24 protein-coding genes are annotated in these 25,524 nt (G+C 71.0%); 14 read left to right on the top strand and 10 right to left on the bottom strand.

Annotation, left to right across the window (positions count from 1 at the left end; translation table 11 throughout):
• Window positions 1-8: 8 nt before the first annotated feature.
• Both HIR79_RS00970 and gpmI read right to left on the bottom strand, forming a co-directional pair.
• Window positions 9-1,169: a murein hydrolase activator EnvC family protein gene (locus HIR79_RS00970; RefSeq protein WP_169956104.1), complete on the bottom strand. Its 1,161-nt coding sequence runs from the start codon at window positions 1,167-1,169 to the stop codon at window positions 9-11.
• A 14-nt stretch (window positions 1,170-1,183) separates the two neighbouring features.
• Complete coding sequence (gene gpmI, locus HIR79_RS00965) at window positions 1,184-2,770, bottom strand: 2,3-bisphosphoglycerate-independent phosphoglycerate mutase (protein WP_169956102.1); 1,587 nt, start codon at window positions 2,768-2,770, stop codon at window positions 1,184-1,186.
• Between the two features lie 271 nt (window positions 2,771-3,041).
• On the opposite strand from gpmI, the gene HIR79_RS00960 reads away from it, so the two are divergent.
• The 4 genes from HIR79_RS00960 to HIR79_RS00945 are packed head-to-tail and all read left to right on the top strand — an operon-like array spanning window position 3,042 to window position 5,542.
• Window positions 3,042-3,464: a rhodanese-like domain-containing protein gene (locus HIR79_RS00960; RefSeq protein ID WP_169956100.1), complete on the top strand. Its 423-nt coding sequence runs from the start codon at window positions 3,042-3,044 to the stop codon at window positions 3,462-3,464.
• A gap of 48 nt (window positions 3,465-3,512) precedes the next feature.
• The gene (gene secB / locus HIR79_RS00955) at window positions 3,513-4,028 is read left to right on the top strand and encodes a protein-export chaperone SecB (protein WP_110069073.1); all 516 of its coding nucleotides are present in this window, start codon (window positions 3,513-3,515) and stop codon (window positions 4,026-4,028) included.
• Between the two features lie 15 nt (window positions 4,029-4,043).
• Window positions 4,044-4,787: a 16S rRNA (uracil(1498)-N(3))-methyltransferase gene (locus HIR79_RS00950; protein WP_169956098.1), complete on the top strand. Its 744-nt coding sequence runs from the start codon at window positions 4,044-4,046 to the stop codon at window positions 4,785-4,787.
• 44 nt (window positions 4,788-4,831) lie between these two features.
• Window positions 4,832-5,542: a CvfB family protein gene (locus HIR79_RS00945; protein ID WP_169956096.1), complete on the top strand. Its 711-nt coding sequence runs from the start codon at window positions 4,832-4,834 to the stop codon at window positions 5,540-5,542.
• Here the strand turns inward: HIR79_RS00945 and HIR79_RS00940 are convergent.
• Window positions 5,526-6,071 carry a VOC family protein gene (locus HIR79_RS00940; RefSeq protein ID WP_169956094.1) on the bottom strand — a complete coding sequence of 182 codons (546 nt, stop codon included), beginning with the start codon at window positions 6,069-6,071 and terminating at the stop codon, window positions 5,526-5,528. The two genes, HIR79_RS00945 and HIR79_RS00940, sit on opposite strands and share 17 nt — an antisense overlap.
• A 144-nt stretch (window positions 6,072-6,215) precedes the next feature.
• Between HIR79_RS00940 and gshB the strand changes: the two genes are divergently transcribed.
• Genes gshB through ruvX form a run of 4 tightly spaced genes read left to right on the top strand, consistent with a single transcriptional unit; the run spans window position 6,216 to window position 9,170 of the window.
• Window positions 6,216-7,184, top strand: coding sequence for a glutathione synthase (gene gshB / locus HIR79_RS00935; protein WP_169956093.1), 969 nt, complete (start codon window positions 6,216-6,218; stop codon window positions 7,182-7,184).
• 21 nt (window positions 7,185-7,205) lie between these two features.
• On the top strand, window positions 7,206-8,126 hold the full coding sequence (locus HIR79_RS00930; RefSeq protein ID WP_169956091.1) for a TonB family protein: 921 nt from the start codon (window positions 7,206-7,208) through the stop codon (window positions 8,124-8,126).
• Between the two features lie 17 nt (window positions 8,127-8,143).
• Entirely contained in the window at window positions 8,144-8,707 is a 564-nt protein-coding gene (locus tag HIR79_RS00925) for a YqgE/AlgH family protein (protein WP_119022329.1), read from the top strand.
• A 19-nt stretch (window positions 8,708-8,726) separates the two neighbouring features.
• Entirely contained in the window at window positions 8,727-9,170 is a 444-nt protein-coding gene (ruvX, locus tag HIR79_RS00920; RefSeq protein WP_110069067.1) for a Holliday junction resolvase RuvX, read from the top strand.
• A gap of 9 nt (window positions 9,171-9,179) precedes the next feature.
• On the opposite strand, the gene HIR79_RS00915 is transcribed toward ruvX, so the two are convergent.
• From HIR79_RS00915 to HIR79_RS00905, 3 genes are all read right to left on the bottom strand, one after another.
• A complete protein-coding gene (locus tag HIR79_RS00915) occupies window positions 9,180-9,809 on the bottom strand; it encodes a hypothetical protein (protein ID WP_169956089.1) in 630 nt (209 codons plus the stop codon).
• A 65-nt stretch (window positions 9,810-9,874) separates the two neighbouring features.
• Window positions 9,875-10,903, bottom strand: coding sequence for an aspartate carbamoyltransferase (gene pyrB, locus HIR79_RS00910; RefSeq protein WP_110069065.1), 1,029 nt, complete (start codon window positions 10,901-10,903; stop codon window positions 9,875-9,877).
• 63 nt (window positions 10,904-10,966) lie between these two features.
• Window positions 10,967-11,662 (bottom strand): IclR family transcriptional regulator, encoded by a 696-nt coding sequence (locus tag HIR79_RS00905; protein ID WP_169956087.1) that lies wholly within the window; start codon window positions 11,660-11,662, stop codon window positions 10,967-10,969.
• Between the two features lie 181 nt (window positions 11,663-11,843).
• Here HIR79_RS00905 and HIR79_RS00900 point away from each other — a divergent pair, with 181 nt between their 5' ends.
• From HIR79_RS00900 to HIR79_RS00890, 3 genes are all read left to right on the top strand, one after another.
• On the top strand, window positions 11,844-14,195 hold the full coding sequence (locus HIR79_RS00900) for a cytochrome P450/oxidoreductase (protein ID WP_169956085.1): 2,352 nt from the start codon (window positions 11,844-11,846) through the stop codon (window positions 14,193-14,195).
• 56 nt (window positions 14,196-14,251) lie between these two features.
• Window positions 14,252-15,322 carry a TRAP transporter substrate-binding protein gene (locus HIR79_RS00895; protein WP_169956083.1) on the top strand — a complete coding sequence of 357 codons (1,071 nt, stop codon included), beginning with the start codon at window positions 14,252-14,254 and terminating at the stop codon, window positions 15,320-15,322.
• Between the two features lie 96 nt (window positions 15,323-15,418).
• Window positions 15,419-15,850 carry a hypothetical protein gene (locus tag HIR79_RS00890; RefSeq protein WP_169956081.1) on the top strand — a complete coding sequence of 144 codons (432 nt, stop codon included), beginning with the start codon at window positions 15,419-15,421 and terminating at the stop codon, window positions 15,848-15,850.
• Between the two features lie 76 nt (window positions 15,851-15,926).
• Here the strand turns inward: HIR79_RS00890 and HIR79_RS00885 are convergent, their stop codons facing one another.
• Window positions 15,927-16,721: a helix-turn-helix transcriptional regulator gene (locus HIR79_RS00885; RefSeq protein WP_249322211.1), complete on the bottom strand. Its 795-nt coding sequence runs from the start codon at window positions 16,719-16,721 to the stop codon at window positions 15,927-15,929.
• Between the two features lie 131 nt (window positions 16,722-16,852).
• On the opposite strand from HIR79_RS00885, the gene HIR79_RS00880 reads away from it, so the two are divergent.
• Both HIR79_RS00880 and HIR79_RS00875 read left to right on the top strand, forming a co-directional pair.
• Entirely contained in the window at window positions 16,853-18,544 is a 1,692-nt protein-coding gene (locus HIR79_RS00880) for an FAD-dependent monooxygenase (RefSeq protein ID WP_169956079.1), read from the top strand.
• 2 nt (window positions 18,545-18,546) lie between these two features.
• Entirely contained in the window at window positions 18,547-18,750 is a 204-nt protein-coding gene (locus HIR79_RS00875; RefSeq protein ID WP_169956077.1) for a hypothetical protein, read from the top strand.
• Here the strand turns inward: HIR79_RS00875 and HIR79_RS00870 are convergent.
• Window positions 18,747-19,970 carry an MFS transporter gene (locus HIR79_RS00870; RefSeq protein ID WP_169956076.1) on the bottom strand — a complete coding sequence of 408 codons (1,224 nt, stop codon included), beginning with the start codon at window positions 19,968-19,970 and terminating at the stop codon, window positions 18,747-18,749. The two genes, HIR79_RS00875 and HIR79_RS00870, sit on opposite strands and share 4 nt — an antisense overlap.
• A gap of 12 nt (window positions 19,971-19,982) precedes the next feature.
• Entirely contained in the window at window positions 19,983-20,453 is a 471-nt protein-coding gene (locus HIR79_RS00865; protein ID WP_119022343.1) for an Lrp/AsnC family transcriptional regulator, read from the bottom strand.
• A gap of 174 nt (window positions 20,454-20,627) precedes the next feature.
• Between HIR79_RS00865 and HIR79_RS00860 the strand changes: the two genes are divergently transcribed.
• The gene (locus HIR79_RS00860; RefSeq protein WP_169956073.1) at window positions 20,628-24,137 is read left to right on the top strand and encodes an indolepyruvate ferredoxin oxidoreductase family protein; all 3,510 of its coding nucleotides are present in this window, start codon (window positions 20,628-20,630) and stop codon (window positions 24,135-24,137) included.
• 106 nt (window positions 24,138-24,243) lie between these two features.
• Here HIR79_RS00860 and HIR79_RS00855 read toward each other — a convergent pair whose 3' ends face one another.
• Window positions 24,244-25,461: a multidrug effflux MFS transporter gene (locus HIR79_RS00855; protein WP_119022344.1), complete on the bottom strand. Its 1,218-nt coding sequence runs from the start codon at window positions 25,459-25,461 to the stop codon at window positions 24,244-24,246.
• Between the last annotated feature and the right edge of the window lie 63 nt (window positions 25,462-25,524).

Raw genomic sequence — 25,524 nt, 5'->3', positions numbered from 1 at the left:
CGCGCTCCTCAGCGCGTGGCGATCCACGACTGCGGATCGATGGGATCGCCGCCGCGGCGCACCTCGAAGTAGAGCGCCGGACGCTGGTGGCCACCGCTGTTGCCCACCGCTCCCAGCACGTCACCCCGGGAGACCGCCTGCCCCACCTGCACGCCGAACTGCTGGAGGTGGGCGTGCAGGGTCATCACCTGATCGCCGTGGTCGATGATCAGCAGGTTGCCGAAACCGCGCATCCAGTCGGCGAACACCACTCGGCCGGCGTGCACGGCCCGGACCGGCGTGCCCTCGGCGGCCTGGATCAGGATGCCGTTGCGATGCACCCCGTCGCCGGCCCGGAAGCGCGAGGCGACGCTGCCCTGCACCGGCCAGGGCAGGTCGCCCCGGGTCTGCTCGATGGCGGTGGAGGGGGGCGGGCGCTCGAGCCTGGCCAGCTCCTCCTGCACCTGGCGCAGCACCCGCTCGGCATGAGCGCGGTCCTGCTCCAGCTCCGTCAGGCGGACCTGTTCGCTGGCGTAGCGGCTGTCGAGGTCGGCCACCAGCGCGGCCCGTTCACGCATCTGCTCGGCCAGGTCGCTGGAGCGGGCGGCGAGCTCCGTGGCCAGGGCGTCGAGGCGCTCGCCGCGGGCGTCGAGCTCGCGGCGGGTCTCGCCCAGGGCGGTATCGAGCCGGGCCAGCTCATCGAGACGCGCGTTGCGGGCCCGGGAGAGATGGTTGAGGTAGTGCTGCAGGCGGTCGAGGCGGGCGGGGTCGTCCTGGTTGAGCAGCAGCTTGAGCTGCGGGCTCTGGCCCAGGCGGTAGAGGGCATCGAGCTGGATATTCAGGGCCTCGACCTGGTCGGCGCGCTCCGCCTCCAGCAGGTCGCGGCGCCGCTCCAGGGTGACGATTTCGTCGCCCAGCTCCTCGCGCTCCTCCTGCAGGAGGTCGAGGCGACGATGGGTCTCGGCCAGGGCGGTCTCCACCCGGCGCAGTCCCTGGCTGGCCTCCGCCTGGGCCTCCCGCGTGGTGGTCAGGCGTCGCGAGACCCCCTGGATCTCGCTGCCGATGGCATCGAGCCGCTCCCGGGCCGCCCGCTCGCTGGGCTGGGCGGCCAGCGGCGCGGCCAGGCAGAGCGCCAGCAGCGCCACCGTGAACCGGCCTGACCCTCGGGGCAGGCGGCGTGGGCTGGCCATGGGGCCGGCTCGCGTCAGGAGGCCGCGTCGAAGTCGACCAGCACCCGGCCGGTCATCTCCTCCGGCACCGGCTGGTCCATCAGGGTCAGCAGGGTTGGGGCGATGTCGCACAGGCTGCCGTCCTCCTGGAGCCGCGCCGGGCGCGGGCCCACGTAGATCAGCGGCACAGCGAAGGTGGTGTGGGCGGTCTGGGGGTTGCCGGTCTCCGGGTTGACCATCTGCTCGGCGTTGCCGTGGTCGGCGGTCACCAGGCAGGCGCCGCCGACCTTCTCGATCGCCTCCACCACCCGGCCCACGCAGGTGTCGACGGCCTCGATGGCCTTCACCGCGGCGTCGAAGTCGCCGGTGTGGCCGACCATGTCGCCGTTGGCGTAGTTGCAGACGATCAGGTCGTAGTCGCCGGACTCGATGGCCGCCACCAGCTTGTCGGTGACCTCGACGGCGCTCATCTCAGGCTTCTCGTCGTAGGTCTTCACATCCTGGGGGGAGGGCACCAGGATCCGGGTCTCGCCTGTGTACTCGGCCTCGCGGCCGCCGGAGAAGAAGAAGGTGACGTGGGCGTACTTCTCGGTCTCGGCGATGCGCAGCTGGGTCAGGCCGCGGGCCTCCATCACCTCGCCCAGGGTGTTGGTGAGCGACGCCGGCGGGAAGGCCGCGGGGGCGGGGATGTCGGCGGCATACTGGGTCAGCATCACCAGGCCGTCGGCGGCGAGGCGCGGGCAGACGCGGCGTTCGAAGCCGTCGAAGTTTTCCTGGACGAAGGCGCGGGTCAGCTCCCGGGCGCGATCGGCGCGGAAGTTCATGAAGATGGCGGCGTCGCCCTCCTCCAGCACCACCGGGGCGCCGGTGGGGCGGATGCTGGTAGCGGCCACAAACTCGTCGGTCTCGCCGCGCTCGTAGGCGGCGCGCAGCCCCTCCTCGGCGCTCACCGCCTCGAACTCGCCGACACCCTCGGTGAGCAGGCGGTAGGCCTTCTCGACGCGATCCCAGCGGTTGTCGCGGTCCATGGCGTAGTAGCGGCCGATGATGGAGGCGACGAAGCCGTTGTCGGCGCCGACCAGCTCGGCGAGGCGCCCGTTGGCGCGCTCGAGGGAGGCCAGGGCGCTCTTGGGCGGCATGTCGCGACCGTCCAGGAAGCCGTGGACGTAGATACGCTGCGCGCCGCGGCGGGCGGCTAGCTCGGCCATGGCAATGAAGTGGTCGTCGTGGCTGTGCACGCCGCCCGGGGAGAGCAGGCCCAGCAGGTGCACCGCCCGGCCCGCCGCCACGGCGGCATCGATGGGCGCGGTCAGGGCGTCGATGAGATCCAGGTCGCCGTCCTCGATCGCCTTGGTGATGCGGGTGAAGTCCTGGTAGACGACGCGGCCGGCGCCGAGGTTCATGTGGCCCACCTCGGAGTTGCCCATCTGGCCGTCGGGCAGGCCCACGTGGCGGCCGTCGGTGTGGATCAGGGTCGCCGGATGCGCCTGCTGCAGGCGGTCCATCACCGGGGTGCGGGCGGCCAGCACGGCGTTGTGGGCGGCGTCCGGGTTATGGCCGTAGCCGTCCAGGATGATCAGGGCGACCGGGCGTGGCGTGCTCTGGCTGGCGGGGTTCGTCATGGGGCTGTCCTCGATGCGTGGCTGGCGACACTTCAGTGCCCGGGATGGCTTGCAGCGCAGGCGCTGCGCCGGTGTGCTGCCCCGGGGCGGCCGGGAAGCGGGCGGGGTCGCGGCAGATGGCGGATTGCGGCATGATATCGTATGGCGCCGCCGGGCGTCATTGCCGGCCGCAGCCCGCGGGACGTCGTGTATACTGGGCGCCGTTCATTCGGCGGGCCCGCCTGGCCCCGGCCTTCCCCTTCGTGCACCGAGACAAGAGTTATCTGGACCCATGATCGATCAGCTGTTTGAATTCGTGCAGAACCACCCGCTGCTGGTGGGCGCCTTCCTGATGGTGCTGACCGCCTGGATCCTCTACGAGGTCCGCAACAGCAGCGCCAACGGCGTGACCGCGAGCGAGGCGACCCAGCTGATCAACCGCGAGGATGCGGTGGTGGTGGATACTCGCGATGCCGACGCCTTCAAGGCCGGCCATATCGCCGGGGCGCGCAACATCCCCCAGAGCCGCATCGACGAGCGCCTGGGCGAGCTCAACAAGGTCAAGGAAAAGCCGATCATCGTGGTCTGCAAGTCGGGCCAGACGGCGGGCATGACCGTGGCCAAGCTGGCCAAGGCCGGCTACCCTCGCGTGCTCAAGCTCAAGGGCGGCATGATGCAGTGGCAGGCCGACGGCCTCCCGGTCGTGCGCAAGTAACCCCCTTCATCGAATCCACTTCGTTCATCGAGTCAAAGGACCTTTCCCATGGCGGAAGAGAACAACCAGAACGCCGCAGCCGGCAACCCGGCGGCCGGCCAGCAGGACAAGCCCCAGCTGCAGTTCTCCGTGCAGCGCATCTACGTCAAGGACATCTCCTTCGAGGCGCCCAACTCGCCGGCGGTCTTCCAGCAGCCCTTCAAGCCCAAGGTCGGCCTGGACCTCAACACCTCCAGCCGTCAGGTGGGCGAGGGCCTCTACGAGGTGGTGATCAAGGTCACCGCCCAGGTGACCCACAGCGAGGAGGGCACCACCTCCTTCCTGGCCGAGATCGAGCAGGCGGGCCTCTTCCGCATCGCCGGCATCGAGGGGGCCCAGCTGGAGCACACCCTGGGCGCCTTCTGCCCCAACGTGCTCTTCCCCTATGCCCGCGAGTGCATCGACAACCTGGTCAACCGCGGCGGCTTCCCGCCCCTGATGCTGGCGCCGGTCAACTTCGAGGCGATCTACGCCCAGAAGAAGAAGCGCGAGGCCGAGCAGGCCCAGGCTCAGGCGACCCAGTAAGGGCGACGGCGACCCGTGACGACTCACCGGAAAGCGCCGCGCATCCACGTCGCCGCCGACTTCATCGTCGGCGGCGACGTCGTTCTGCCCGAGGGGCCCGCCCGCCACGTAGCGCGGGTGCTACGCCTGGGCGAGGGCGCCCCGCTGCGCCTCTTCGACGGCATGGGGCAGGAAGCCAGTGCCGTGCTGGTGGAGGCCTCCCGCAAGCGGGTGGTGGCGCGCATCGAGGCCGTCGCAGCGGGCGGCGGCGAGTCGCCGCTGGCCGTGCACCTGGGCCAGGCGATCTCCAAGGGCGATCGCATGGACTACGCCATCCAGAAGGCCGTGGAGCTGGGGGTGGCGGCCATCACGCCGCTCTACACCGAGCACGGCGACGTGCGCCTCAAGGGCGAGCGCGAGGCGAAGAAGCTCGCCCACTGGCAGGCCGTGGCGGCCAGCGCCTGCGAGCAGTGCGGCCGCGCGGTGGTGCCGCCGGTGCACCCGCCGCTGGCGCTGGCCGAGTGGCTGGCCGAGCGCGATGAGGCGCTGCGCCTGGTGCTGCATCCGGCCACCGACGCCCAGGGCGGGCTCGAGCGGGAGACTGCCCCGGCCGGCGTGGCCCTGCTGATCGGCCCCGAGGGCGGGCTCGCCGAGGACGAGGTCGAGGCCGCCCGGGCCGCCGGCTTCGCCGCGCTCACCCTGGGGCCGCGCATCCTGCGCACCGAGACCGCCCCGGTGGTGGCGCTGAGCCTGCTGCAGTACCGCTTCGGGGATCTGTGAGCGCTCGCTGACCCCTCTCATCCCTGGCTTCGAGGAACATCGCCATGTCCGATTCCCGTGAACCGCGCACGCCGCGTCCCGCCGCCGGCCGGCGCTACCGTGCCCCGAAGTGTGCGGTGGGCGAGGTCTCCTACCTGGAGGTGGTCACCGTCAACGAGACCGGCGCCTTCCTCGACTGGGGGCATCCCAAGGACCTGCTGCTGCCCTACGGCGAGCAGCGCTTCCGGCCCAGCGTGGGCAAGCGGGTGCTGGTGAGGATCTACGAGGACCAGCAGGGGCGGCCGGTGGCCTCCCAGAAGCTCGACCGCTTCGTCTCCGACGAGGCCGAGGGTCTCGCGGCGGGTGACGAGGTGACCCTGGTGATCGCCGAGCAGACCGATCTGGGCCTCAAGGCGGTGGTCGACCATCGCTGCTGGGGGCTGCTCTATCGCGACGACATCACCCGGCCGCTGCGTCGCGGCCAGCGCCTGACCGGCTACGTGAAGCGCCTGCGCGAGGATGGTCGCCTGGACCTCTCGCTGCTGCCCCCGGGCGCGGCGCGCCTCGACGTGGTGGGTGAGACGGTGCTCAAGGCGCTGCGCGAGAGCGGCGGCTACCTGCCGCTGGGCGACAAGAGCGATGCCGCCGAGATCAAGGCGCGGCTGGGGGTGAGCAAGAACGCCTTCAAGCAGGCCATCGGCCGGCTCTACAAGCAGCGCCTGATCACCCTTTCGCCCACCGGCATCCGGCTGGCGCCGCTCAATCCAGACCGTTGAACTCTTCCTCGTGCAGCCAGGCGGCATGCTTGGGTGCCCGCTTGGTCTTCGACCACTCCTCGATCATCGCCGGCGCGACCTCCTTCAGCCGGCGCATCTGCTCGTCGGTGCCCTTCACGTAGGTCAGCTCCAGGCGATGGCCGTTGGGGTCGAAGAAGTAGATGGAGCGGATGATGCCGTGCTCGGTGGGGCCCACCACCTCGACCCCCTTGCTCTCCAGCTCCGCCTTGGCGGCCATCAGCGCGGCCTCGTCGGCGACCCGGAAGGCGATGTGCTGGACCCACTCCGGGGTGTTGGGGTCGCGGCCCATCTCCGGTGAGTTGGGCAGCTCGAAGAAGGCCAGGATGTTGCCGTTGCCGGCATCCAGGAAGAGGTGCATGTAGGGGGCCGGCGCCTTGGTGGAGGGCACGCGGTCCTCGGCGATGGCCACCAGGAACTCCATGTTGAGCTTGTCCTGGTACCACGCCACGGTCTCCTTGGCGTCGCGGCAGCGGTAGGCGACGTGGTGAATCTGCTCGAGCTGGATCATGGGGCACTCCCGGGGCTATTTAGTTTCAAGTGAAACCAAATCTAGTGGCGGGCGTCACCCCTGTCAAGGACGCCGCCATCTTGGTGCGGCCCTCGCCCATGCGGCATACTGGCGTCACTCCCTCCGAAGCGGATTTTCGACACCATGAGCGAACGCGCCCCGAAGATCGGCGTGGTGATGGACCCCATCGCCGACATCGCCTACAAGAAGGACACCACCCTGGCCATGCTGTGGGCCGCCCAGGACCGCGGCGCCTCGCTGCACTACCTGGAGCAGGAGGACCTCTTCCTGCGCGACGGCCGCGCCTTCGGCCGGCTGCGCGACCTCACCGTGCACCGCGACCCCGCCCACTGGTACGACCTCGGCGAGCCCGAGCCGCGCCCCCTGGCCGAGCTCGACGTGATCCTGATGCGCAAGGACCCGCCGGTGGACGCCCACTTCCTCAACGCCGTGCACCTGCTGGGCTTCGCCGAGCGCGAGGGGGTGCTGGTGGTCAACCCCACCCGGGCGCTGCTCGAGTGCAACGAGAAGCTCTTCGCCCAGCAGTTCCCCCAGTGCTGCACGCCGACCCTGGTCTCCTGCAGCGAACCCGAGCTGCGCGCCTTCCATGCCGAGCACCAGGACGTGATCTACAAGCCCCTGGACGGCATGGGCGGCAGCGGGATCTTTCACGTGCGCCCGGAGGGCCGCAACCTCGGCGCCATCATCGAGACCCTCACCGAGCGCGGCCGCCGGCAGATCATGGCCCAGCGCTATATCCCCGAGATCACCGACGGCGACACCCGCATCCTGCTGGTGGACGGCGAGCCGGTGCCCTATGGCCTCGCCCGGGTGCCCATGGCCGGCGAGACCCGCGGCAACCTGGCCGCCGGCGGCACCGGGGTGAGCCGCGAGCTCACCGAGCGCGACCACTGGCTGATCGGCCAGGTGCAGCCGATGATCCGCGACAAGGGGCTGATGTTCGTCGGCCTCGACGTGATCGGCGACTACATCACCGAGATCAACGTGACGAGCCCCACCTGCGTGCGCGAGATCGACGACCAGCGCGGCACCGATATCGCCGGGCTGCTGCTCGACGCCATCGAGCGCCGGCTCGCCGAGCGGCGGGCCTAGCACAGGGGGGCGGGAGAGCTCATGAGCGCCTGCGTCAACGACCCCATCCGCTATGCGCCGGTGACCCGGCCCCATCGCCACTGGCTGGCCTGGTCGCTGGCGCTGCTGCTGCACCTCGCGGTGATCGGCGTGGTGGCCAGCTGGCAGTTCGCCGCGCCCCCCGCGCCGCGTTCGAGCCTCGACGTGGTGCTGGTCACCCGCCCCAGCGAGGCGCCGGTGACGGCCGACGCCATCGCCGAGGCCGACCAGCAGGCCGCCGGTGAACAGCTGGAGGATGCGCCGGCGGAGTCCCGCGCGGCGCCCATGGAGGAGCTGCCGCTGGTGCAGGAGAGCGTCAGCGACGTGGACCCGGCCACCCCGGCCGAGCCGGAGCAGGCGCGCCTGGAGCCCGAGGCACGCCCCGACGAGCGGGCACCGCCCGCCGCCGACAGCGAGGAGGCGCTGGAGACGCCCCCCGAGCCCCGCGAGAGCGCTCCCCAGGCGGCGGATGCCGCCGCCCCGCCCAGCGTCACCGCGCCCTCCGCCTCGGGCCGCGACCTGCTGGCCCAGGCCACCCGCAGCATCCGCGAGCAGGGCCTCAGCCCGGAGGCGGCGGGCCCCGCGGGCGACAGCCCGCAGCTGGCGGCCCAGCGCGCCGCCGAGGCGCGCTACATCGACGACTGGACCCGCCGAGTGGAAGACTACGGCAACCGCGTGCATCCGGCGCCGCGCCATCTGCAGGGACAGCTGCGCATCCGCGTGGTGATCGGCCGCGACGGCGGGCTTCGCCAGGCGGAGGTGGTACAATCCTCGGGACATGCCGAACTCGACCAGGCCGCGCTGGACACCGTCCACGGTGCGGCGCCCTATCGCCCCTTCGATGCGGGCATGGGCAGCCTGGACACCCTCTCCATCACCCGCGTCTGGCGGTTCGGCCAAGGCAATCACTACGGCGTGCGCTAGGACCGCCGGGGAGTCTCATGCAACATTTCGGTTTGAAGGATCACTTCCTGATGGCGATGCCGCACCTGGAAGATCCCAACTTCGCCGGTAGCCTGAGCTACCTGTGCGACCATGACGAGAAGGGCACCATGGGGGTGATCGTCAATCGGCCGCTGGAGCTGACCCTCGAGGCGCTCTTCGAGCAGCTGGAGCTCGGCGGCGAGGAGAGCCCCCATCGCAACGCGCCGGTCTACTACGGCGGGCCGGTGCACAAGGATCGCGGCTTCATCCTGCATCGCGGCGCAAGCACCCCCTGGGACTCCAGCATCCAGGTCACCGAGGAGCTGGCCCTGACCACCTCCATGGACATGCTCCAGGCGCTGGCCGCGGGCGAGGGGCCCGAGGACTTCCTGGTCTGCCTGGGCTGCGCCGGCTGGGAGGCCGGCCAACTGGAGCAGGAGATCCTCGACAACGCCTGGCTCACCGTGGAAGGGCGCTCCGACATCCTCTTCGAGGTGCCGCCGGAGCAGCGTCTGGGGGCCGCCGCCGGCATCCTCGGCATCGACCTCAACCTGATGACCCGCGAGGCGGGGCACTCCTGATGGCGGCAGGGCAAGGCTGATGGCACGGGAAGGCGAGCGGCTGATCCTGGGGTTTGACTTCGGCACCCGGCGCATCGGCGTGGCGGTGGGCAACGAACTGCTGGCCAGCGCCCGCGAGCTCGACCCCCTGCCGGCCCGGGACGGCATCCCCGACTGGCAGCAGGTGGCCCGGCTGGTGGAGGAGTGGCGCCCCGACCTCTTCGTGGTGGGACTGCCGCTGACCGCGGAAGGGGAGGAGCAGCTGATGAGCACCCGCGCCCGCAAGTTCGGCAAGCGCCTGTTCGGCCGCTTCGGGGTGCCCTGCGAGATGGTCGACGAACGCGGCTCCACCGGCGAGGCCAAGGTGATCGCTCGGGAACGCGGCCACCGCGGCAACTACCGGGAGGCGAGCGTCGACGGCATCAGCGCGGTGCTGATCGTCGAGCGCTGGTTCGCCGCCCGGGAGGGGCTGCCCGGCCGCTGAGCGACGGGCTCAGGCCGGGTCGGCCCGGTCGAAGTCCTGCACCGAGAGCCCGGCGAACTTCTCCAGGAAGAACACCAGGGTCGCGGGGTGGTGGAAGCGCTCCTCGAACTGCTCCTGCTGGCCGTCACGCCGTCGCGTCACGCTGGCCCGGTACTCGTCGCCCGCCTTCACCACCTGCACGCTGGCCTCCCGGTCGCCCTCGCGCTTCTGCGCCTCGAGCCGCGACTGCCCCTCCAGCAGCGTCTCCAGCTGCCGCGCGGCCGCGAGCTCCTCGGGGGTGGCCCAGATCGCCTGATCGCGGTCGCCGTAGCGGTAGAGGATCACCACCAGCAGCAGCGCGAAGACCGCGCTGGTCAGCATCCAGGTGATGGTAACGCCGTCCAGGGAGACCGACAGCAGCACGAAGAGCTGCGCCACCGCCCCCACGGCGAGCACCCCGGCCAGCGGCCGCCACATCCGCGGCCCCATGACCCCGCGCTTGAGGATGTATCCCCACAGCCCCGCCACGGCCACAAGGCCCACCACCAGGTGCACCATGGCCAGCGGGGTGCCGCCGCCGGCCAGCAGGGCGATTGCCCCGATCAGCAGCAGCAGGCTGTAGAACACCGCCAGTAGGCGGTAGGCGCGTTGCAGGCTCATGGGTCTCTCCTCGCAGGCTGATGTCAGACATCAAGCATAGGCGAAGCGCGCCGAAGCGCCTCCCGTCAGAGCTCGCGGTCGTCAACGCCCACGCGGGTCGGCACGAACCAGCGCACCGGGCGCAGCTCCTTCTCGATCAGCTCATCCACCTGCAGCAGGGTGGCGAAGATCGCCATGCGCACCGGGATGCCGTTGTCGGTCTGGCGGAAGATCGCCAGGCGCGGGTCACCGTTGAGGTCCACGTCGAGGTCATTGGCGTCCGGGCGGCTATCCCGGGGCAGCGGGTGCATGACGATGGTGCTGTCGTTGCAGCGGCCATCCAGGAAGGCGCGGTCCACGGTGAAGTCCCGCGACAGGCTGAAACCCTCGCTCATCTCCTCGGTGAAGCGCTCCTTCTGGATGCGGGTGGTGTAGACCACGTCCACGTCGCCGAAGTCGCTGGCCAGGCTGTCGCGCTGCTCCACGCGGTGGCCGCGGGAGGTCACCAGGTCGATCAGGTGGCTCGGCATCTCCAGCCCCGGCGGCGCCACCAGGGTGATGCGCAGCGGTGCGTAGAGGGAGAGCAGCTTGATCAGCGAGTGCACGGTGCGGCCGAACTTCAGGTCGCCGGTCATCAGCACGTGGGCGCCGGCCAGCTGCTTGCCCAGGCGGGTGAACTCCTTGTCGATGGTGTAGAAGTCGAGCAGCGCCTGGCTGGGGTGCTCGCCGGGACCGTCGCCGCCGTTGATCACCGGCACGTTGGTGGCGGCGGCGAACTCCGCCACCGAGCCCAGCTCGGGGTGGCGCATCACGATGGCGTCGCAGTAGCCGCTCATCACCCGGCTGGTGTCGTAGAGCGACTCGCCCTTGGCCATGGAGGAGAAGGTGAAGCCGGTGGTGTCGCAGACGCTGCCGCCCAGCCGGCAGAAGGCCGCGTTGAAGCTGACCCGGGTGCGGGTGCTGGCCTCGAAGAAGAGGTTGCCGAGCACGGCCCCCTCCAGCACGCGGGTGACCTGGCGCCGCTGGGCGATGGGCTCCATGCGGGCGGCGACCCGCATCAGGTGATCGACATGGTCACGGGTCAGGGAATCGACGGAGAGCAGGTGGGAACTCATCGGCGCGGCCTCGGCTGGCGGGGGAGTGGACGGCCGCTAGTGTACTCCGCCGCGGCGCCGGCTTCACTCGGCCCCGGCGACGGCGGGCGCCACCAGCTCGGCCAGCGCCCGGGCGGCGGCCATCACCTCGACGATGGCGGCGGCGCTGTCCAGGTCATCCATGGCCACCACCCCCACGCAGGCCTCCACCCCGCTGCGCCGCGGATCGGCGGGAATGGGGCTTGCCACCCCCACGGCACCGCGCTGCAGCTGGCCCCGGGTCAGGCTGTAGCCCTCCCGGCGGGCCCGGGTGATGGCCTCGGCCTCGCCCGTCTCGGCGGGGCGTCCGGCGAGGATGGCGATGCCCGCCGCGCCCAGGCTGAGCGGATGGCGGCTGCCGACCCGATAGCCGACCCGCAGCAGCCCCTCGTCGGGCTCCGCCACCAGGATCACCACGGCCTCCTCGCCCTGGGCCACCGAGAGGAAGGCGGTGGCCCGGGTGGCGGCCGCCAGCGCCTTGAGGCGCGGCTGGGCCAGGGCGCGCAGCTGGGGCTCGAAGCGCGAGGCCAGCAGGCTGATCCCGGCGCCGAGCCGCAGCAGGCCGTCACGGCCGCGATTCACCAGGCCGTGCTGCTCCAGGGTGGTGACGATCCGGTAGGCGATGGCGCGGTGGACCGCGAGGCGCTCGGCCAGCTCGGCCACGCTCAGGCCGCCGGCCTGCTCGGCGATGATCGCCAGGGCGTTCAGGCCGCGGTCGAGGGTCTGCAGGGTGGTGGACATGGGCGACCTCGTGGGCGTCGTGAGCGGCCCCGCTGCGCTCCCGGGAGGCGCGGTTGACGTCGCCGGGAAAGGGGCCTATTTTTCGCATTGTGCGTTCAATAGAACAAAGTGTGCGATAAAAGTAAGACAAAGGCCAGTCACGACAAGCGACGTCGCCGCACCGGTCCAGATGGAGCCCAGCATGACCTCTGCCCCTAACCAACCCGCTGCCGAGGCGGGCGGCTGCCCCTTTCACCGCGCCGGTCACCACGCCGGCGAGCCCGCCCCGAACGGCTGCCCGGTATCGCCCCGGGCGGCGGCCTTCGACCCCTTCGAGCGTCCCTACCAGCTCGATCCCGCCGAGGCGCTGCGCTGGTCCCGGGATCAGGAGCCGGTGTTCTGGAGCCCGAAGCTCGGCTACTGGGTGGTGAGCCGCTACGACGACATCAAGGCGATCTTCCGCGACAACCTCACCTTCTCGCCCTCCATCGCCCTGGAGAAGATCACCCCGCCGAGTGACGAGGCCCTCGCGGTGCTCAAGCGCTACGACTACGGCATGCATCGCACCCTGGTGAACGAGGACGAGCCGGCCCATATGGCGCGGCGCCGCGAGCTGCTGGACGCCTTCACCCCGGAGGCGCTGGAGGCCCACGCCCCCATGGTGCGCCGCCTGGTACGCGAGCGGCTCGACGCCATCATCGACCGCGGCCGCGCCGACCTGGTGGCGGAGCTGTTCTGGGAGGTGCCGCTGACCGTGGCGCTGCACTTCCTCGGCGTGCCCGAGGAGGACATGGAGCAGCTCAGGCGCTTCTCGGTGGCCCACACCCTCAACACCTGGGGGCGTCCCTCGCCGGCGCAGCAGGTCGAGGTGGCCGAGGGGGTCGGCCGGTTCTGGCAGTACTCCGGCGAGGTGTTGCGGCGGATGCAGGCGCGCCCGGACGGCCACGGCTGGATGTACGACATGATCGCCAAGAACCGCGAGAAGCCCGACGTCGTCACCGACAGCTACCTGCACTCGATGATGATGGCGATCATCGTGGCGGCCCACGAGACCACGGCGCTGGCCACCGCCAACGCCTTCCGGCAGCTGCTCTCGCGCCCGGCGGTGTGGGCCGAGCTGTGTGCCAACCCCGCGCTGATTCCCGCCGCCGCCGAGGAGTGCCTGCGCCACTCCGGCTCGGTGGTGGCCTGGCGCCGCCTCGCCACCCGCGAGGTGGAGGTGGGGGGCGTGACCATTCCCGAGGGCGGCAGGATCCTCATGGTCACCGCCTCGGCCAACCATGACCCGCGCCACTTCGAGAATCCCGACGAGCTCGACATCTACCGCGACAACGCCGTGGACCACCTGACCTTCGGCTACGGCAGCCACCAGTGCATGGGCAAGAACCTGGGGCGCCTGGAGATGCGCCTCTTCCTCGAGGAGTTCACCCGGCGCCTGCCCCATCTCGAGCTCGAGGCGCAGGAGTTCACCTTCCTGCCCAACACCTCCTTCCGCGGCCCGGAGGCGCTCCGGGTGCGCTGGGACCCGGCGCAGAACCCCGAACGCCGCGACCCGGCGGTGCGCACCGCCCAGCGCGACTTCCCGATCGGCGCCCCGGAGAGCCGCGCCATCGTGCGGCGGGTGCGGGTCTCCCGCGTCGCGACCGAGGCCGAGGGGGTCCTGGGCGTGACCCTGGCCGACCCGGCCGGCGGCCGCCTGCCCGCCTGGTCCCCCGGTGCCCACCTGGACCTGGTGCTGCCCAGCGGCGAGTCGCGCAAGTACTCCCTCTGCGGCCCGGCCGACAGCGGCGACTGGCGCCTCGCCGTGCTGCGCGAGCCCGAGGGGCGCGGCGGTTCCCGCTGGGTCCACGAGGCGGTGAAGCAGGGGCTTGCGCTGGAGGTGCGCGGCCCGCGCAATCACTTCCGCCTGGACGAAGGCGCCGAGGGCTACCTGCTGATCGCCGGCGGCATCGGCATCACGCCGATCATCGCCATGGCCGACCGGCTCAAGGCGCTGGGCAAGCCCTACGAGCTCCACTATGCCGGACGCGGCCGCGACACCATGGCCTTCCTGGCGCGACTCGAGCGCGACCACGGGGCGGCCCTGCGCCTCTATGCCGGCGCAGAGGGCGCGCGACTCGACCTCGCGGCGCTGCTCGCCGAGCCGCGAGAGGGGAGCCTGATCTACGCCTGCGGCCCCGAGCGGCTGCTCGACGCCCTCGCCGAGGGCACCGCCCACTGGCCCGAGGGCAGCCTGCACGTGGAGCACTTTTCCGCCGAGGGCACGGCCCTGGACCCCGAGCGCGAGCATGCCTTCGAGGTGGTGCTGGCCGACTCCGACCTGACCCTTTCGGTGCCGCGGGACCGCACCCTGCTGCAGACCCTGCGCGCCGCGGGCATCGACGTGCCCAGCGACTGCGAGGAGGGGCTCTGCGGCAGCTGCGAGGTGGCCGTGCTCGACGGCGAGATCGACCACCGCGACAAGGTGCTCACCGCCTCGGAGCGCGAGGGACAGGATCGCCTCATGACCTGCTGCTCCCGCGCCCGGGGCAAGCGACTGGTGCTGGCGCTCTAGCGCCGGCACCCCGATGACCGGTACGCCAACCACACCCACCACAAGGAAATCCAACAATGAAAAAGCTGGTGACCCTGACCGCCGCCTCCGCCCTGCTGGGCCTGGGCGCGCTCTCGCTCTCCTCCCAGGCCCTGGCCACCGAGCTCCAGGTCAGCACCTGGGCCGGCCCCAACCACGGCGTCAACACCATCGTCTGGCCTACCTGGGCGAACTGGGTGGAAGAGGCCACCGAGGGGCGCGTCACCGTCAACGTGGTGCATGACATGGGGCCGCCCGGCGCCCAGATGGACCTGATCGCCGACGGGGTGGCCGATGCCACCTGGCTCTTCCACGGCCTGATGCCGGGGCGCTTCGAACTGACCAAGCTGCCGGAGCTGCCCACCTTCGAGGAGTTCTCCTCCGAGGCGGCCTCGGTGGCCTACTGGCGCACCCATCACGAGTATTTCGCCGAGGCGGGGGAGCATCGCGGCGTGGAATTGATCGGCCTGGGGGTGCATGGCCCGGGGGCGCTCTTCCTGAGGGAGGGCATCGATGGCCTGGACGACCTGGCCAACAAGCGCGTGCGCATCGGCGGCGGCATCATGGCCGACGTTTCCAGTGCGCTGTCGCTGAGCGGCGTGGCCCTGCCGCCCGGCGGCACCTACGAGGCCGCCACCCAGGGCGTCATCGGTGGCGCCATGCTGACCCTGGAGGGGCTGCGCAGCTTCCGCCTCGCCGAGGTGCTGCCCTACACGGTGGAGATGCCCGGCGGCTTCTATCGGGGCAGCTTCTCCCTGGTGATGAACCCCGACACCTGGGCGTCGCTCTCCGATGAGGACCGCGAGGCCATCGCATCGGTTTCCGGTGAGCGGCTCTCGCGGCTGTTCGGCTACATGATGGACGTGGTGGACGTGCGCGGCGTGGAGTTCGCCCGGGAGCAGGGCAACACCTTCATCGAGCTGCCCGAGGCCGAGGTGGAGCGCTTCAAGGCCATGGCCGCCGACCTGCCCGACCAGTGGGTGGCCCAGGCGGCCCGCCACGACGTGGACGGCAGCGGGGCGCTGGCCTACTTCCGCGAGCAGCTGGCGCTGGCGGCCGAGGAGCCCGGCATGGGGCCGGAGGACGTGGTCGACAACAGTCCGAGGTAGTTTCGTTTGAAACTATTTTGACCTCGGTCAAGGCAGCGAGGCTCCCGCGGGTCGATACTGAGCCCAGACACACGATCACCTGACGGGAGCATCACCATGGCCACTGCCCAGACCACTCGCCCCTCATCCTGGTGGGAACGCCTGACCGAGCGCTGCTACGCCGCCTCCACCCCTCAGCTGGTGCGTGACGTCCAGCACGAGGCGGGCACGACCTACCAGAAGCTGCTGACCGACCTCGACTCCCCTCTGGAGCGGGGCTTCGAGCGCGAGATGGCCCGGCAGCTGGGGGCGGGTCAGCCGGCCACCTTCGTGCCGGCGAAGACCCTGATGCCGGTGATGATGCAGCGCTTCGGCCTGCAGGATGCCGAGCTGGCCGCCCAGCCGGGCTACGGCGCCCTGCGTGACACCTGCAACGCCTGCCCCGTGGTGGGCCACTGCTGGCAGGCCATGCGTGCCGGCGCCGAGGTCGAGGAGTGCCGCGGCTTCTGCCCCAACGCCGAGGCCTTCGAGCGCCGCGCCGCCGAGTGAGGGGATACCGCCCTGCTGCCGAGAGCCCTGGCCCCGTGCCGGGGCTTCTTGCTTTCGGCGCCTCGCCGATGAGGGCCTACCCCCGCCGACACAGTGACACCAGCGCCGCCTTGGAGCGCACCCCCAGCTTGGCGTAGGCGCGCTTGCGGTAGGTCTCGGCGGTGGAGAGGGCGACATCGAGCGCAGCGGCGGCGGTCTTGAGGGTGTGGCCGCGCAGAAGAAAGAGGCAGAGCTGGCGCTCGCGGGCGGAGAGCGGCGCCAGTGCCGCGGCCTCCTCTTCGCTGGCGGGCAGGGCGGCGGGGCGCGCCTGGCGGTAGTGGCGGCGGATCAGGCTGGCCAGCAGGGGCATCAGGGCGCCGAGGGTCGCCAGCTCGCCTGAGCGGAAGCGTCCCCGGCCGAGGTCCCGGTAGAGGTTGAGGTAGTAGACGACGGGGCCCGCGGGAATCAGCAGCGAGACCTTGTCGGCGAGATCGGGAAAGGCGAAGAGGTGGCGGCGGTAGGCCGGCGACATCGTCTCGGTCTGCATCGGCGCAAGCTCTCCCGGGGCCTCGTCGCTGCCCTCCGCCAGCAGCTGGCGCAGCCGGGGATAGTGGGGATCCTGGCGGAAGAGCCCGCCGGCATAGAGGGCGGCGAGGCGCCCGGCGACCTTGGGGAAGCGCGAGTTGTCCACCAGCCGGGTCTCCATCCTGTCGCCCTCGGCGTAGGCGAAGAGGATGCACTGCTCGATGCCCACCCCAAGGTGCAGCAGGGCGATCAGGTCCTCCTCGAAGCGCGCACTGCCCAGGTGGGCCACGCACTCGGCCACGGCTGCCAGCAGCGCCGGCCAGTCCGGGGAGAGACCTGTCGAGGATGCGGTTGTCAGGGTTGCCACCTTCGTCGCAGGGTGTGGGGGTTCTGTCCCCTCTTTGACGGGACAGGGGGCGGCTCGGCCCGGGGATACGCTGCCTCGACGTCAGACAGCCACGCCATACAACAACGCCAACCCCTGTCAGGAGAGAGGCCATGCGACCCGCCGGACGCGCCGAGACCGATTCGCTCTACTTCGATTATCCGCATTTCCCCTTCGTTCGTCCTCCCGAGCTCGAGGGCCAGGCGGTGCGCCACCGGGTGGCCATCGTCGGTGCCGGCCCGGTGGGGGTGACCGCCGCTCTGGAGCTGGCCCGCCACGGCATCGCCTCGGTGGTGCTGGACGACAAGGCCACCGTCAACGACGGCTCCCGGGCCATCTGCATCTCCCGCCACAGCCTGGAACTCCTCCAGCAGCTCGGCGTCGATGCGCCCTTCACGGCGAAGGGGCTGGGCTGGACCCAGGGGCGCACCTACTTCCGAGACCGCGAGATCTATCGCTTTCGCATGCCGCACTCCGACCAGGAGCGCTACGCCCCGATGGTCAACCTGCAGCAGCAGTACATCGAGCAGTTCCTGATCGACAAGGCCCAGGCGAGCGATCTGATCGAGTTGCGCTGGCAGAGCGCGGTTACCGGCGTGAGCCAGGATGCCGACGGCGTGACCCTCCGGGTGACCACCCCCGAGGGGGAGTACGCGCTGGCCTGCGACTACCTGCTGGCCGCCGACGGCGGGCGCAGCCGCCTGCGCGAGTCGCTGGGGCTCTCCCTGCATGGCCAAGCCTACGAGGGCCGCTACGTGATCGCCGACGTGCGCCTGAAGTCCGACTTCCCCACCGAGCGCCGCGCCTTCTTCCACTCGAAGGCGCTGCCCGACGCCACCATCCTGGTCCACCGGCAGCCCGATCATATCTGGCGCATCGACTATCAGCTCGGCCCCGACGAGGACCCGGAGCAGGCGGTGGAGGAGGCCAGCATCCGCGAGAAGGTGAGCCTGATCATCCGCGAGGTGATGCACGAGAGCGATGAGTGGGAGCTGGAGTGGTGGAGCCTCTACAAGGCCTACACCCTGGCGCTGGATGACTACCGGCACGGTCGCGTGCTCTTCATCGGCGACAGCGCCCACCTGGTGCCGATCTTCGGCGTGCGCGGCCTCAACAACGGCCTGGCCGATGCCGCCAACGCCGGCTGGAAGCTCGCCTGGGTGCTCAAGGGCCAGGCCCCGGAGGCCCTGCTCGACAGCTACAGCCCGGAGCGGCGCGGTGCCACCCTGGACGTCTTCGCCAACGCCGGCAAGAGCACCCGCTTCATGACCCCGCCGACCCGCGGCTACCGGCTGATGCGCAACGCTGCCCTGGCGCTGGCCTTCCACAACGACTACGCCAGCGGCTTCGCCAACCCCCGCCAGGTGACCCCCTGCACCTACGCCGAGAGCCCGCTGACCCTGGCCGACGACCCGGCCTTCTCCGCCGGCCCGGTGCCCGGGGCGCCGCTGATCAATCGCCGCCTGGGTGACGACGACTTCCTGCTCGACCACCTGGGCACCGGCTTCACCCTGCTGCACTTCAGCGAGGATGGGCGCGTCGCGCCGGCCCTGCGGGAGAGCCTCGACAGCCTGCAGGCCCGGGGTCACGACCTCACCCTGCTGCGGGTGGCGCGTTCGCCGGCGGATGCCCAGACCCTGGTCGACGTGGATGGCAGCCTGTTCGCCGGCTATGGCGCCGAGCCCGGCAGCGCCTACCTGGCACGCCCCGACCGCCACGTGACGGCCCGCTGGAAGCGCCTCGACCCCGCCGACCTCGAGGCCACCCTCAACGCTGCCCTCAAGACTGCCCTGGGAGGAGACTGATCATGACCGCACCGACGCTGCCCTTCGCCGATCTCGAACAGGTCTACGAGTGCCTGGCCACTACCCTGGATGCGCTGCCGGAGGCCGACGAGAGCCACTTCCTCGCCCAGCTGGCGCTGGCCCTGGCGCACCGCGTGCCCGATATCGATCAGGTGATGGCCGCCATCGACGAGGCCCGGGAAGGCGCCACCATCGACCAGGGCTAGGAGTTCTTCGGCGCGTCTAACGGACCCGGCGCCTCGGCGCCGGGTTCCGCTTTCCAGCCCCGGAGCCGCCGGGCGAACACCAGCCCCAACACCAGCAGCCAGGCGCCGGCCAGCGCCAGCAGCACGCCGCTGCCGGCCAGGCGCAGCACCAGGGCGCCGAGGCTGACTCCCACCGACTGGCCGAGGAACAGGCAGCCGGCGAACACCGCCATGGCGGTGCCGCGGGCGGCGGGGGCCATCTGGGTGGCGTTGGTCTGCAGGGTGCTGTGCATCATGTAGAAGCCGAGCCCCGCGGCGAAGGCGCCCCCGGCCGCGAGGCCAGGCCCCGGCGCCAGTGCCACCAGGCAGAAGCCCGCTCCCATCAGCAGGCCGCCCAGGGCGGCCAGCCCGGTCTCCCCGAGCCTTGCCACCAGCGGCCTGGCCAGGGCGGCGAAGAGCAGCCCGCCGACCCCGAACAGCGCCACCAGCAGCCCCGCCATGGTCAGCGAGACCCCGAGCCGTTCGTGCAGGTGGCTCGCCGCGAAGGCGAGGGCGCCGAAGGCGGCGATCCCCTCCAGAAACACCAGTGCGAGGATCTGCCGGGCGCGGGGTATGGCCAGCACCCCGCTGAGCCGCGCCAGGAAGGCGACGCCGCCACTGGCCTGCCCCGGTGGTGCCAGCGTCGGCTCGCGCAGCACGGCGCCGGTCAAGAGCCCCCCGGCGAGCAGAAAGAGCAGCGCCAGCACCAGGAAGGCGGCCTGCCAGCCCAGGGTGTCGGCGAGCAGCCCGCCCATCACCTGGCCGGTGATCAGCCCCATCACCGCCCCCGAGAGCATATGGGCCAGGGTCACCTGGCGCGCCTCATAGCCGACGTTATTGCCCACCCAGGCCATGGAGAGCGGGATGATCGCCGCGGCGGTGGCCCCGCTCAGGGTGCGGAACAGCAGCAGGGAGGAGAGCGAGCCGGCCAGCGCCGAGCCGATGGCGCCGAGCGCGCAGGCCAGGGTGGCCAGGCCGATCACCCGCAGGGTGCCGTAGCGATCTCCCAGCGGACCATAGCAGAGCTGCATCAGGCCGTAGGCGATGGCGAAGACGGTGATGTTCTGAGCCACGTCCGCCACCGGCCGTTCGAAGGCCTGGGAAAGCGCTGGCAGCATGGCGTCGGTGATGCGCATGGAGGCCATGCTGGCGAAGCCGGCCAGGGCCAGCAGCAGGATCACGCGGGTGTTCGTGGAGGGCATGGGGCGTCCGGGTCAGGGCATGGGGATGGCGGTCTCGTCCTTGATCGCGCGCAGCACGAAGTTGGAGTGGACCTGGGAGATGCCCGGCAGGGTGAAGAGTTTCTCGTTGAGAAAACGATCGTAGGCGGCCATGTCCTCGATCACCACCCGCAGCACGAAGTCGGCGTTGCCGGTGGTGGCGTAGCACTGCAGCACCTCCGGGTACTGGGTGACCCGCTCCTCGAAGTCAGTGGTGCTGTCGATGCTGTGGCGGCGCAGGGTGATCATCACCAGGGCGCAGAGCGGCTGGCCGACCCGGGCCGGGTCCACCAGGGCGGCGAAGCGCTTGATCACGCCGCTGGCCTCCAGCGCCTTGACCCGTCGCCAGCAGGCCGCGGGGGAGAGGCCGATCTGTTCGGCGAGTTCCTGGTTGGTGATGCGGCCCTGCCGCTGGAGCACCTTCAGGATGCGGCGATCGTGGCCGTCGAGCTGGTCGTCTTGCATGGGGCATTTCACGTCTTGTCGTTATAGGAAAGATCATTTCCTTTCCAGAATCAAAAAGAAAGCCTGTCTCATATAGTAGCGCTCAACCGGTTGATTTCGAAAGCACCTTTATCGCCATCGGGTCTAGACTTCGCAGCATACAACGATAACGAACCCTTGACCGAGGTGGCGACCATGAACGCTCACACCCCCGCCGTCGTCCCGGGCGATGCCCTCGACGGCACGCTCGACGACTATACCCTGGCCGACCGCTATACCCGTGACACCGGGCGCATCTTCCTCACCGGCACCCAGGCGCTGGTGCGCATCGCCCTGCGGCAGGCCGCCCTGGACCGCCGCGACGGCCGTCATACTGCGGGCCTGATCAGCGGCTACCGCGGCTCGCCCCTGGGCGGCGTCGACCAGGCCCTGTGGCAGGCCAGGGAGCCCCTGGCCGAGGCCAATATCGAGTTCGTGCCGGCCATCAACGAGGACCTGGCGGCCACCATGATGCTCGGCTGCCAGCAGGTGGAGACCGACCCGGACCGGCAGGTCGAGGGGGTCTTCGGCCTCTGGTACGGCAAGGGGCCCGGCGTCGATCGTGCCGGCGATGCCCTGAAGCACGGCAACGCCTACGGCAGCTCTCCCAACGGCGGCGTGCTGGTGGTGGCCGGCGACGATCACGGCTGCGTCTCCTCCTCCATGCCTCACCAGTCCGACGTGGCCTTCATGGCCTGGTTCATGCCGGTCGTGAACCCGGCGTCCCTGGCCGAATACGAGGCGTTCGGCCTGTGGGGCTATGCCCTGTCGCGCTTCTCGGGCTGCTGGGTCGGCTTCAAGGCGGTCTCCGAGACGGTGGAGAGCGGCGCCTCCCTCGAGGCCACGCCGCTGCCCGAGTTCGAGCCTCCGGAGTTCACGCCGCCGCTGGATGGCCTCCACTACCGCTGGCCGGACCTGCCCGGGCCCCAGCTGGAGGCCCGCATCGAGCACAAGCTGGCGGCGGTGCAGGCCTTCGCCACCGCCAACCCCATCGACCGGCGCCTCTATGCCAACGAGGAGGCGCGCTTCGGCATCGTCACCACCGGCAAGGGGCACCTGGACCTGATGGAGGCGCTGCGCCTGCTGGGGCTCGGCGAGAGGGAGCTGCGCGAGCTGGGGGTGGAGCTCTACAAGGTGGGCATGGTGTGGCCGCTGCACCGCCGCGGCATCCTCGAGTTCGTGCACCCCAAGCAGGAGGTGCTGGTCATCGAGGAGAAGCGCGGGATCATCGAGAGCCAGATCAAGGAGTACATGTCCGAGCCGGACCGCCCCGGCGAGGTGCTGATCACCGGCAAGCAGGACGAGGCGGGCCGACCGCTGATCCCCTACGTGGGCGAGCTGAGCCCGCGGCTGCTGGCCGGCTACGTGGCCGAACGGGTCGAGCGCTTCTTCGGCATCGACCTCTCCGCGCGCCTCGCCAAGCTGGACCGCTGCCGCGCCGAGGCACGCGAGCTTCGCGGCGTGCGCCGCCTGCCCTACTTCTGCTCCGGCTGCCCCCACAACAGCTCCACCAGGGTGCCGGAGGGCAGCAAGGCGCTGGCCGGCATCGGCTGCCACTTCATGGCCTCCTGGATGGGGCGCAACACCGAATCGCTGATCCAGATGGGCGGCGAGGGGGTCAACTGGGTGGGCAAGAGCCGCTTCACCGGTAACGGCCACGTATTCCAGAACCTGGGCGAGGGCACCTGGTTCCACTCCGGCTCCATGGCGGTCCGCCAGGCGGTGGCCGCCGGGGTCAACATCACCTACAAGGTGCTCTTCAACGACGCCGTGGCGATGACCGGCGGCCAGCCGGTGGACGGCCAGATCACCGTGCCGATGATCGCCCAGAGCTCCGCCGCCGAGGGGGTAAAGCGCATCGCGGTGGTCAGCGACGAGCCCGAAAAGTATCGCGGCCACCGGGGCCAGTTCCCGAAGGGCGTGACCTTCCACCACCGCGACGAGATGGACGCCCTGCAGCGGGAGCTGCGCGAGATCCCCGGCTGCAGCGTGCTGATCTATGACCAGGTGTGCGCCGCCGAGAAGCGCCGCCGCCGCAAACGCGGTCTGATGGAGGACCCGGCCAAGCGGGTCTTCATCAACCATCACGTCTGCGAGGGGTGCGGCGACTGCTCGGTGCAGTCCAACTGCCTCTCGGTGGTGCCTCGCGAAACGGAGCTCGGCCGCAAGCGCAAGATCGACCAGTCCTCCTGCAACAAGGATATGTCCTGCGTGGGCGGCTTCTGCCCCAGCTTCGTCACCGTGGAGGGGGGCGAGCTGCGCAAGGGCCAGGGCGTGGCCGTGGACGAGGCCTTCTGGCGCCGGGTGGAAGCGCTGCCGCTGCCCCAGGCCCCGCTGCTCACCCGACCCTATGACCTGCTGGTGGGCGGCGTCGGCGGCACCGGCGTGGTCACCGTGGGGCAGCTGATCACCATGGCCGCCCACCTGGAGGGGCGCGGCACCAGCGTGCTGGACTTCATGGGCTTCGCCCAGAAGGGCGGCACCGTGCTGAGCTATGTGCGCCTCGCCCCCGCGCCCGCCGATCTCCACCAGGTGCGCATCGAGGCGGGCCAGGCCGACGCCGTGATCGCCTGCGACATGGTGGTGGCGAGCTCGCGGAAGGCCCTCGACGTGCTCAAGGCCGATACCACGCGGGTGGTGGCCAACCTGGCCGAGCTGGCCACCGCCGACCACGTGCTCTACCGCGACGCCGACATGCAGGCGGACCAGCGCCTGGGCCTGCTGCGCGACGCCGTGGGCGCGGCCAACTTCGCCACCCTGGACGCCAACCGCCTGGCGGAGCAGCTGCTGGGGGATACCGTCTTCTCCAACGTCATGATGCTCGGCTTCGCCTGGCAGCAGGGCCTTCTGCCGGTGGGCGAGGCGGCGCTCAAGCGCGCCATCGAGCTCAACGGCGTGGCCATCGAGAAGAACCTGCGCGCCTTCGCCTGGGGCCGCCTGGCGGCGGTGGAGCCGGAGACCCTGCAGCGTCGCCTGGACGAGGCGCCCCTGGCCGCCGACGCCAGCCTCGACGAGGTGATCGCCCGCCACGCGCGGCTGCTGACGCGCTATCAGGACGGTGCCTATGCCGAGCGCTTTCTGCAGAAGGTGGCCCGGGTGCGCGAGGCCGAGGCACGCCTCGGTGCCGGCGAGGCGCTGACCCAGGCGGTGGCCACCCAGCTCTACCGGCTGATGGCCTGCAAGGACGAGTACGAGGTGGCGCGCCTCTACACCGAGAGCGACTTCCTCGCCGAGCTCGAGGCCACCTTCGGCGGTGACTATCGGCTCAGCTTCCACCTGGCGCCGCCGCTGCTGGCCGGCCGCAAGGACGCCCGCGGCCGGCCGGTGAAGCGCCGCTTCGGGCCCTGGATGCTCAAGGCGATGAAGGGGCTGGCCCGGCTGCGCGGCCTGCGCAACGGCCCCTTCGACCCCTTCCGCTTCAGCGCCGACCGCAAGCTGGATCGCCGCCTGCTGGCGGAGTACGAGGCGCTGCTCGACGAGCTGGTGACGCGCCTGGACGCCGGCACCCACGCCACCGCCATGGCGCTGGCCAAACTGCCGGAGGAGATCCGCGGCTTCGGCCCGGTGCGCGAGGCGGCGGCCGAGAAGGCCGCCGCGCGCCGCGCGCGGCTGCTCGAGGAGCTGCGTGAGGGGCGGCCGGTGACCATCGCCGCCGAGGCCGCCTGACGGCATCGCACCGGTAACGCAGAAGGCCACGCATTGCGTGGCCTTCTGCATGGTGGTCCCTGTGCCTGCCCTCAGCCCTCAGCCCTCAGCCCTCAGCCCTCAGCCCTCAGCCCTCGCCGGCCGGGCAGCGCTCGGCCGACTCGGCGCGGCGGCGCACCAGCAGCAGGTGGCTCGCCAGCGACAGCAGCCCCATCAGGCCTATGGTCAGGGCCAGGGTGCGCGTGCTGCCGTCGTGGAACTGGCCCACCAGGCCGCCCACCACCGCGGCGATGGTCATCTGCAGGAAGCCGAACAGCGACGAGGCCGCGCCGGCGCACTGCGCATTGGGTGCCAGGGCGCCGGCCATGGTCTGGGGCATCAGGATGCCCACCCCCAGCATGAACACCATGTGCGGGCCCACCACCGCCCAGGGGGCATGCACGCCGAGGAGGGCCAGGCCGGCCATGGCCGCGCCTCCCGCCGCACAGATCAGGGTGCCCCGGGTGATCAGCCGGTCGCGGCCCAGGCGGTGGCTGTAGCGGCCGCTGACCAGGGTGCCGGCGAAGAAGCCCGCCACGATCAGCGTGAACAGCACGCCGTAGAGGGTCGGCGACACGCCCAGGTACTCGATCAGCACGAAGGACGAGCCGGAGAGGTAGGCGAAGAGCCCCGAGAAGGCCGCGGCGTTGACCAGCGTATAGCCGATGAAGGCGCGCTGGCCCAGCAGCAGCCGGAAGTTGGCCAGTATCGCCCGCGGGGCGATCGACTGGCGGCGCTCCCGGGGCAGCGGTTCGGGCAGCAGCAGCACCAGCACGGCGAGCATCACCGCGGCATAGAGCGCCAGCACCACGAACACCGACTCCCAGCCGAAGAACAGCAGCAGCCCCGCCCCCACCACCGGGGCCAGGGCCGGGGCCAGCGCCATGGTGCTGGCCATGTAGGAGAGGATGCGCCCCGCCTCGATGGGGCCGTGGATGTCGCGCACCGCGGCGCGCCCCAGCACCGGGCCGGCGGCGCCCCCGAAGGCCTGCAGGAAGCGGCCCACCAGCAGCCACTCGATGTTCGGTGCCAGGGCGCAGAGCAGGCTTGCCGCCAGGAACAGGGCGATCCCGGCGATCATCACCGGGCGGCGGCCGAAGCGATCCGAGACCGGGCCGCAGAGCAGCTGGGCCAGGGCGAAGCCGGCCATGTAGAGGCTCAGCGTCAGCTGCACCCGGTCCGGGCCGGTGCCCAGCGCCTCGGCCATGGCCGGCATGGCGGGCAGGTACATGTCGGTGGCCAGGGGGCCCAGCGCGGTCAGCGCGGCCAGGGTCGCCACCGTGGCGGGGGAGGTCAGCTTCAGCACCCGATGTTCCTTCTGCTGTGGGGCCTCTCGGAGCGTGGAAAGGCTCGGGAACGCGAGGCGGGC

The sequence above is a fragment of the Halomonas sp. PGE1 genome, from assembly GCF_013000985.1.
GTDB classification, from domain to species: Bacteria; Pseudomonadota; Gammaproteobacteria; order Pseudomonadales; family Halomonadaceae; genus Halomonas; species Halomonas alkalicola.
Note: the sequence above shows the minus strand (reverse complement) of the source record. Positions and strands in the feature narration are given on the sequence as shown.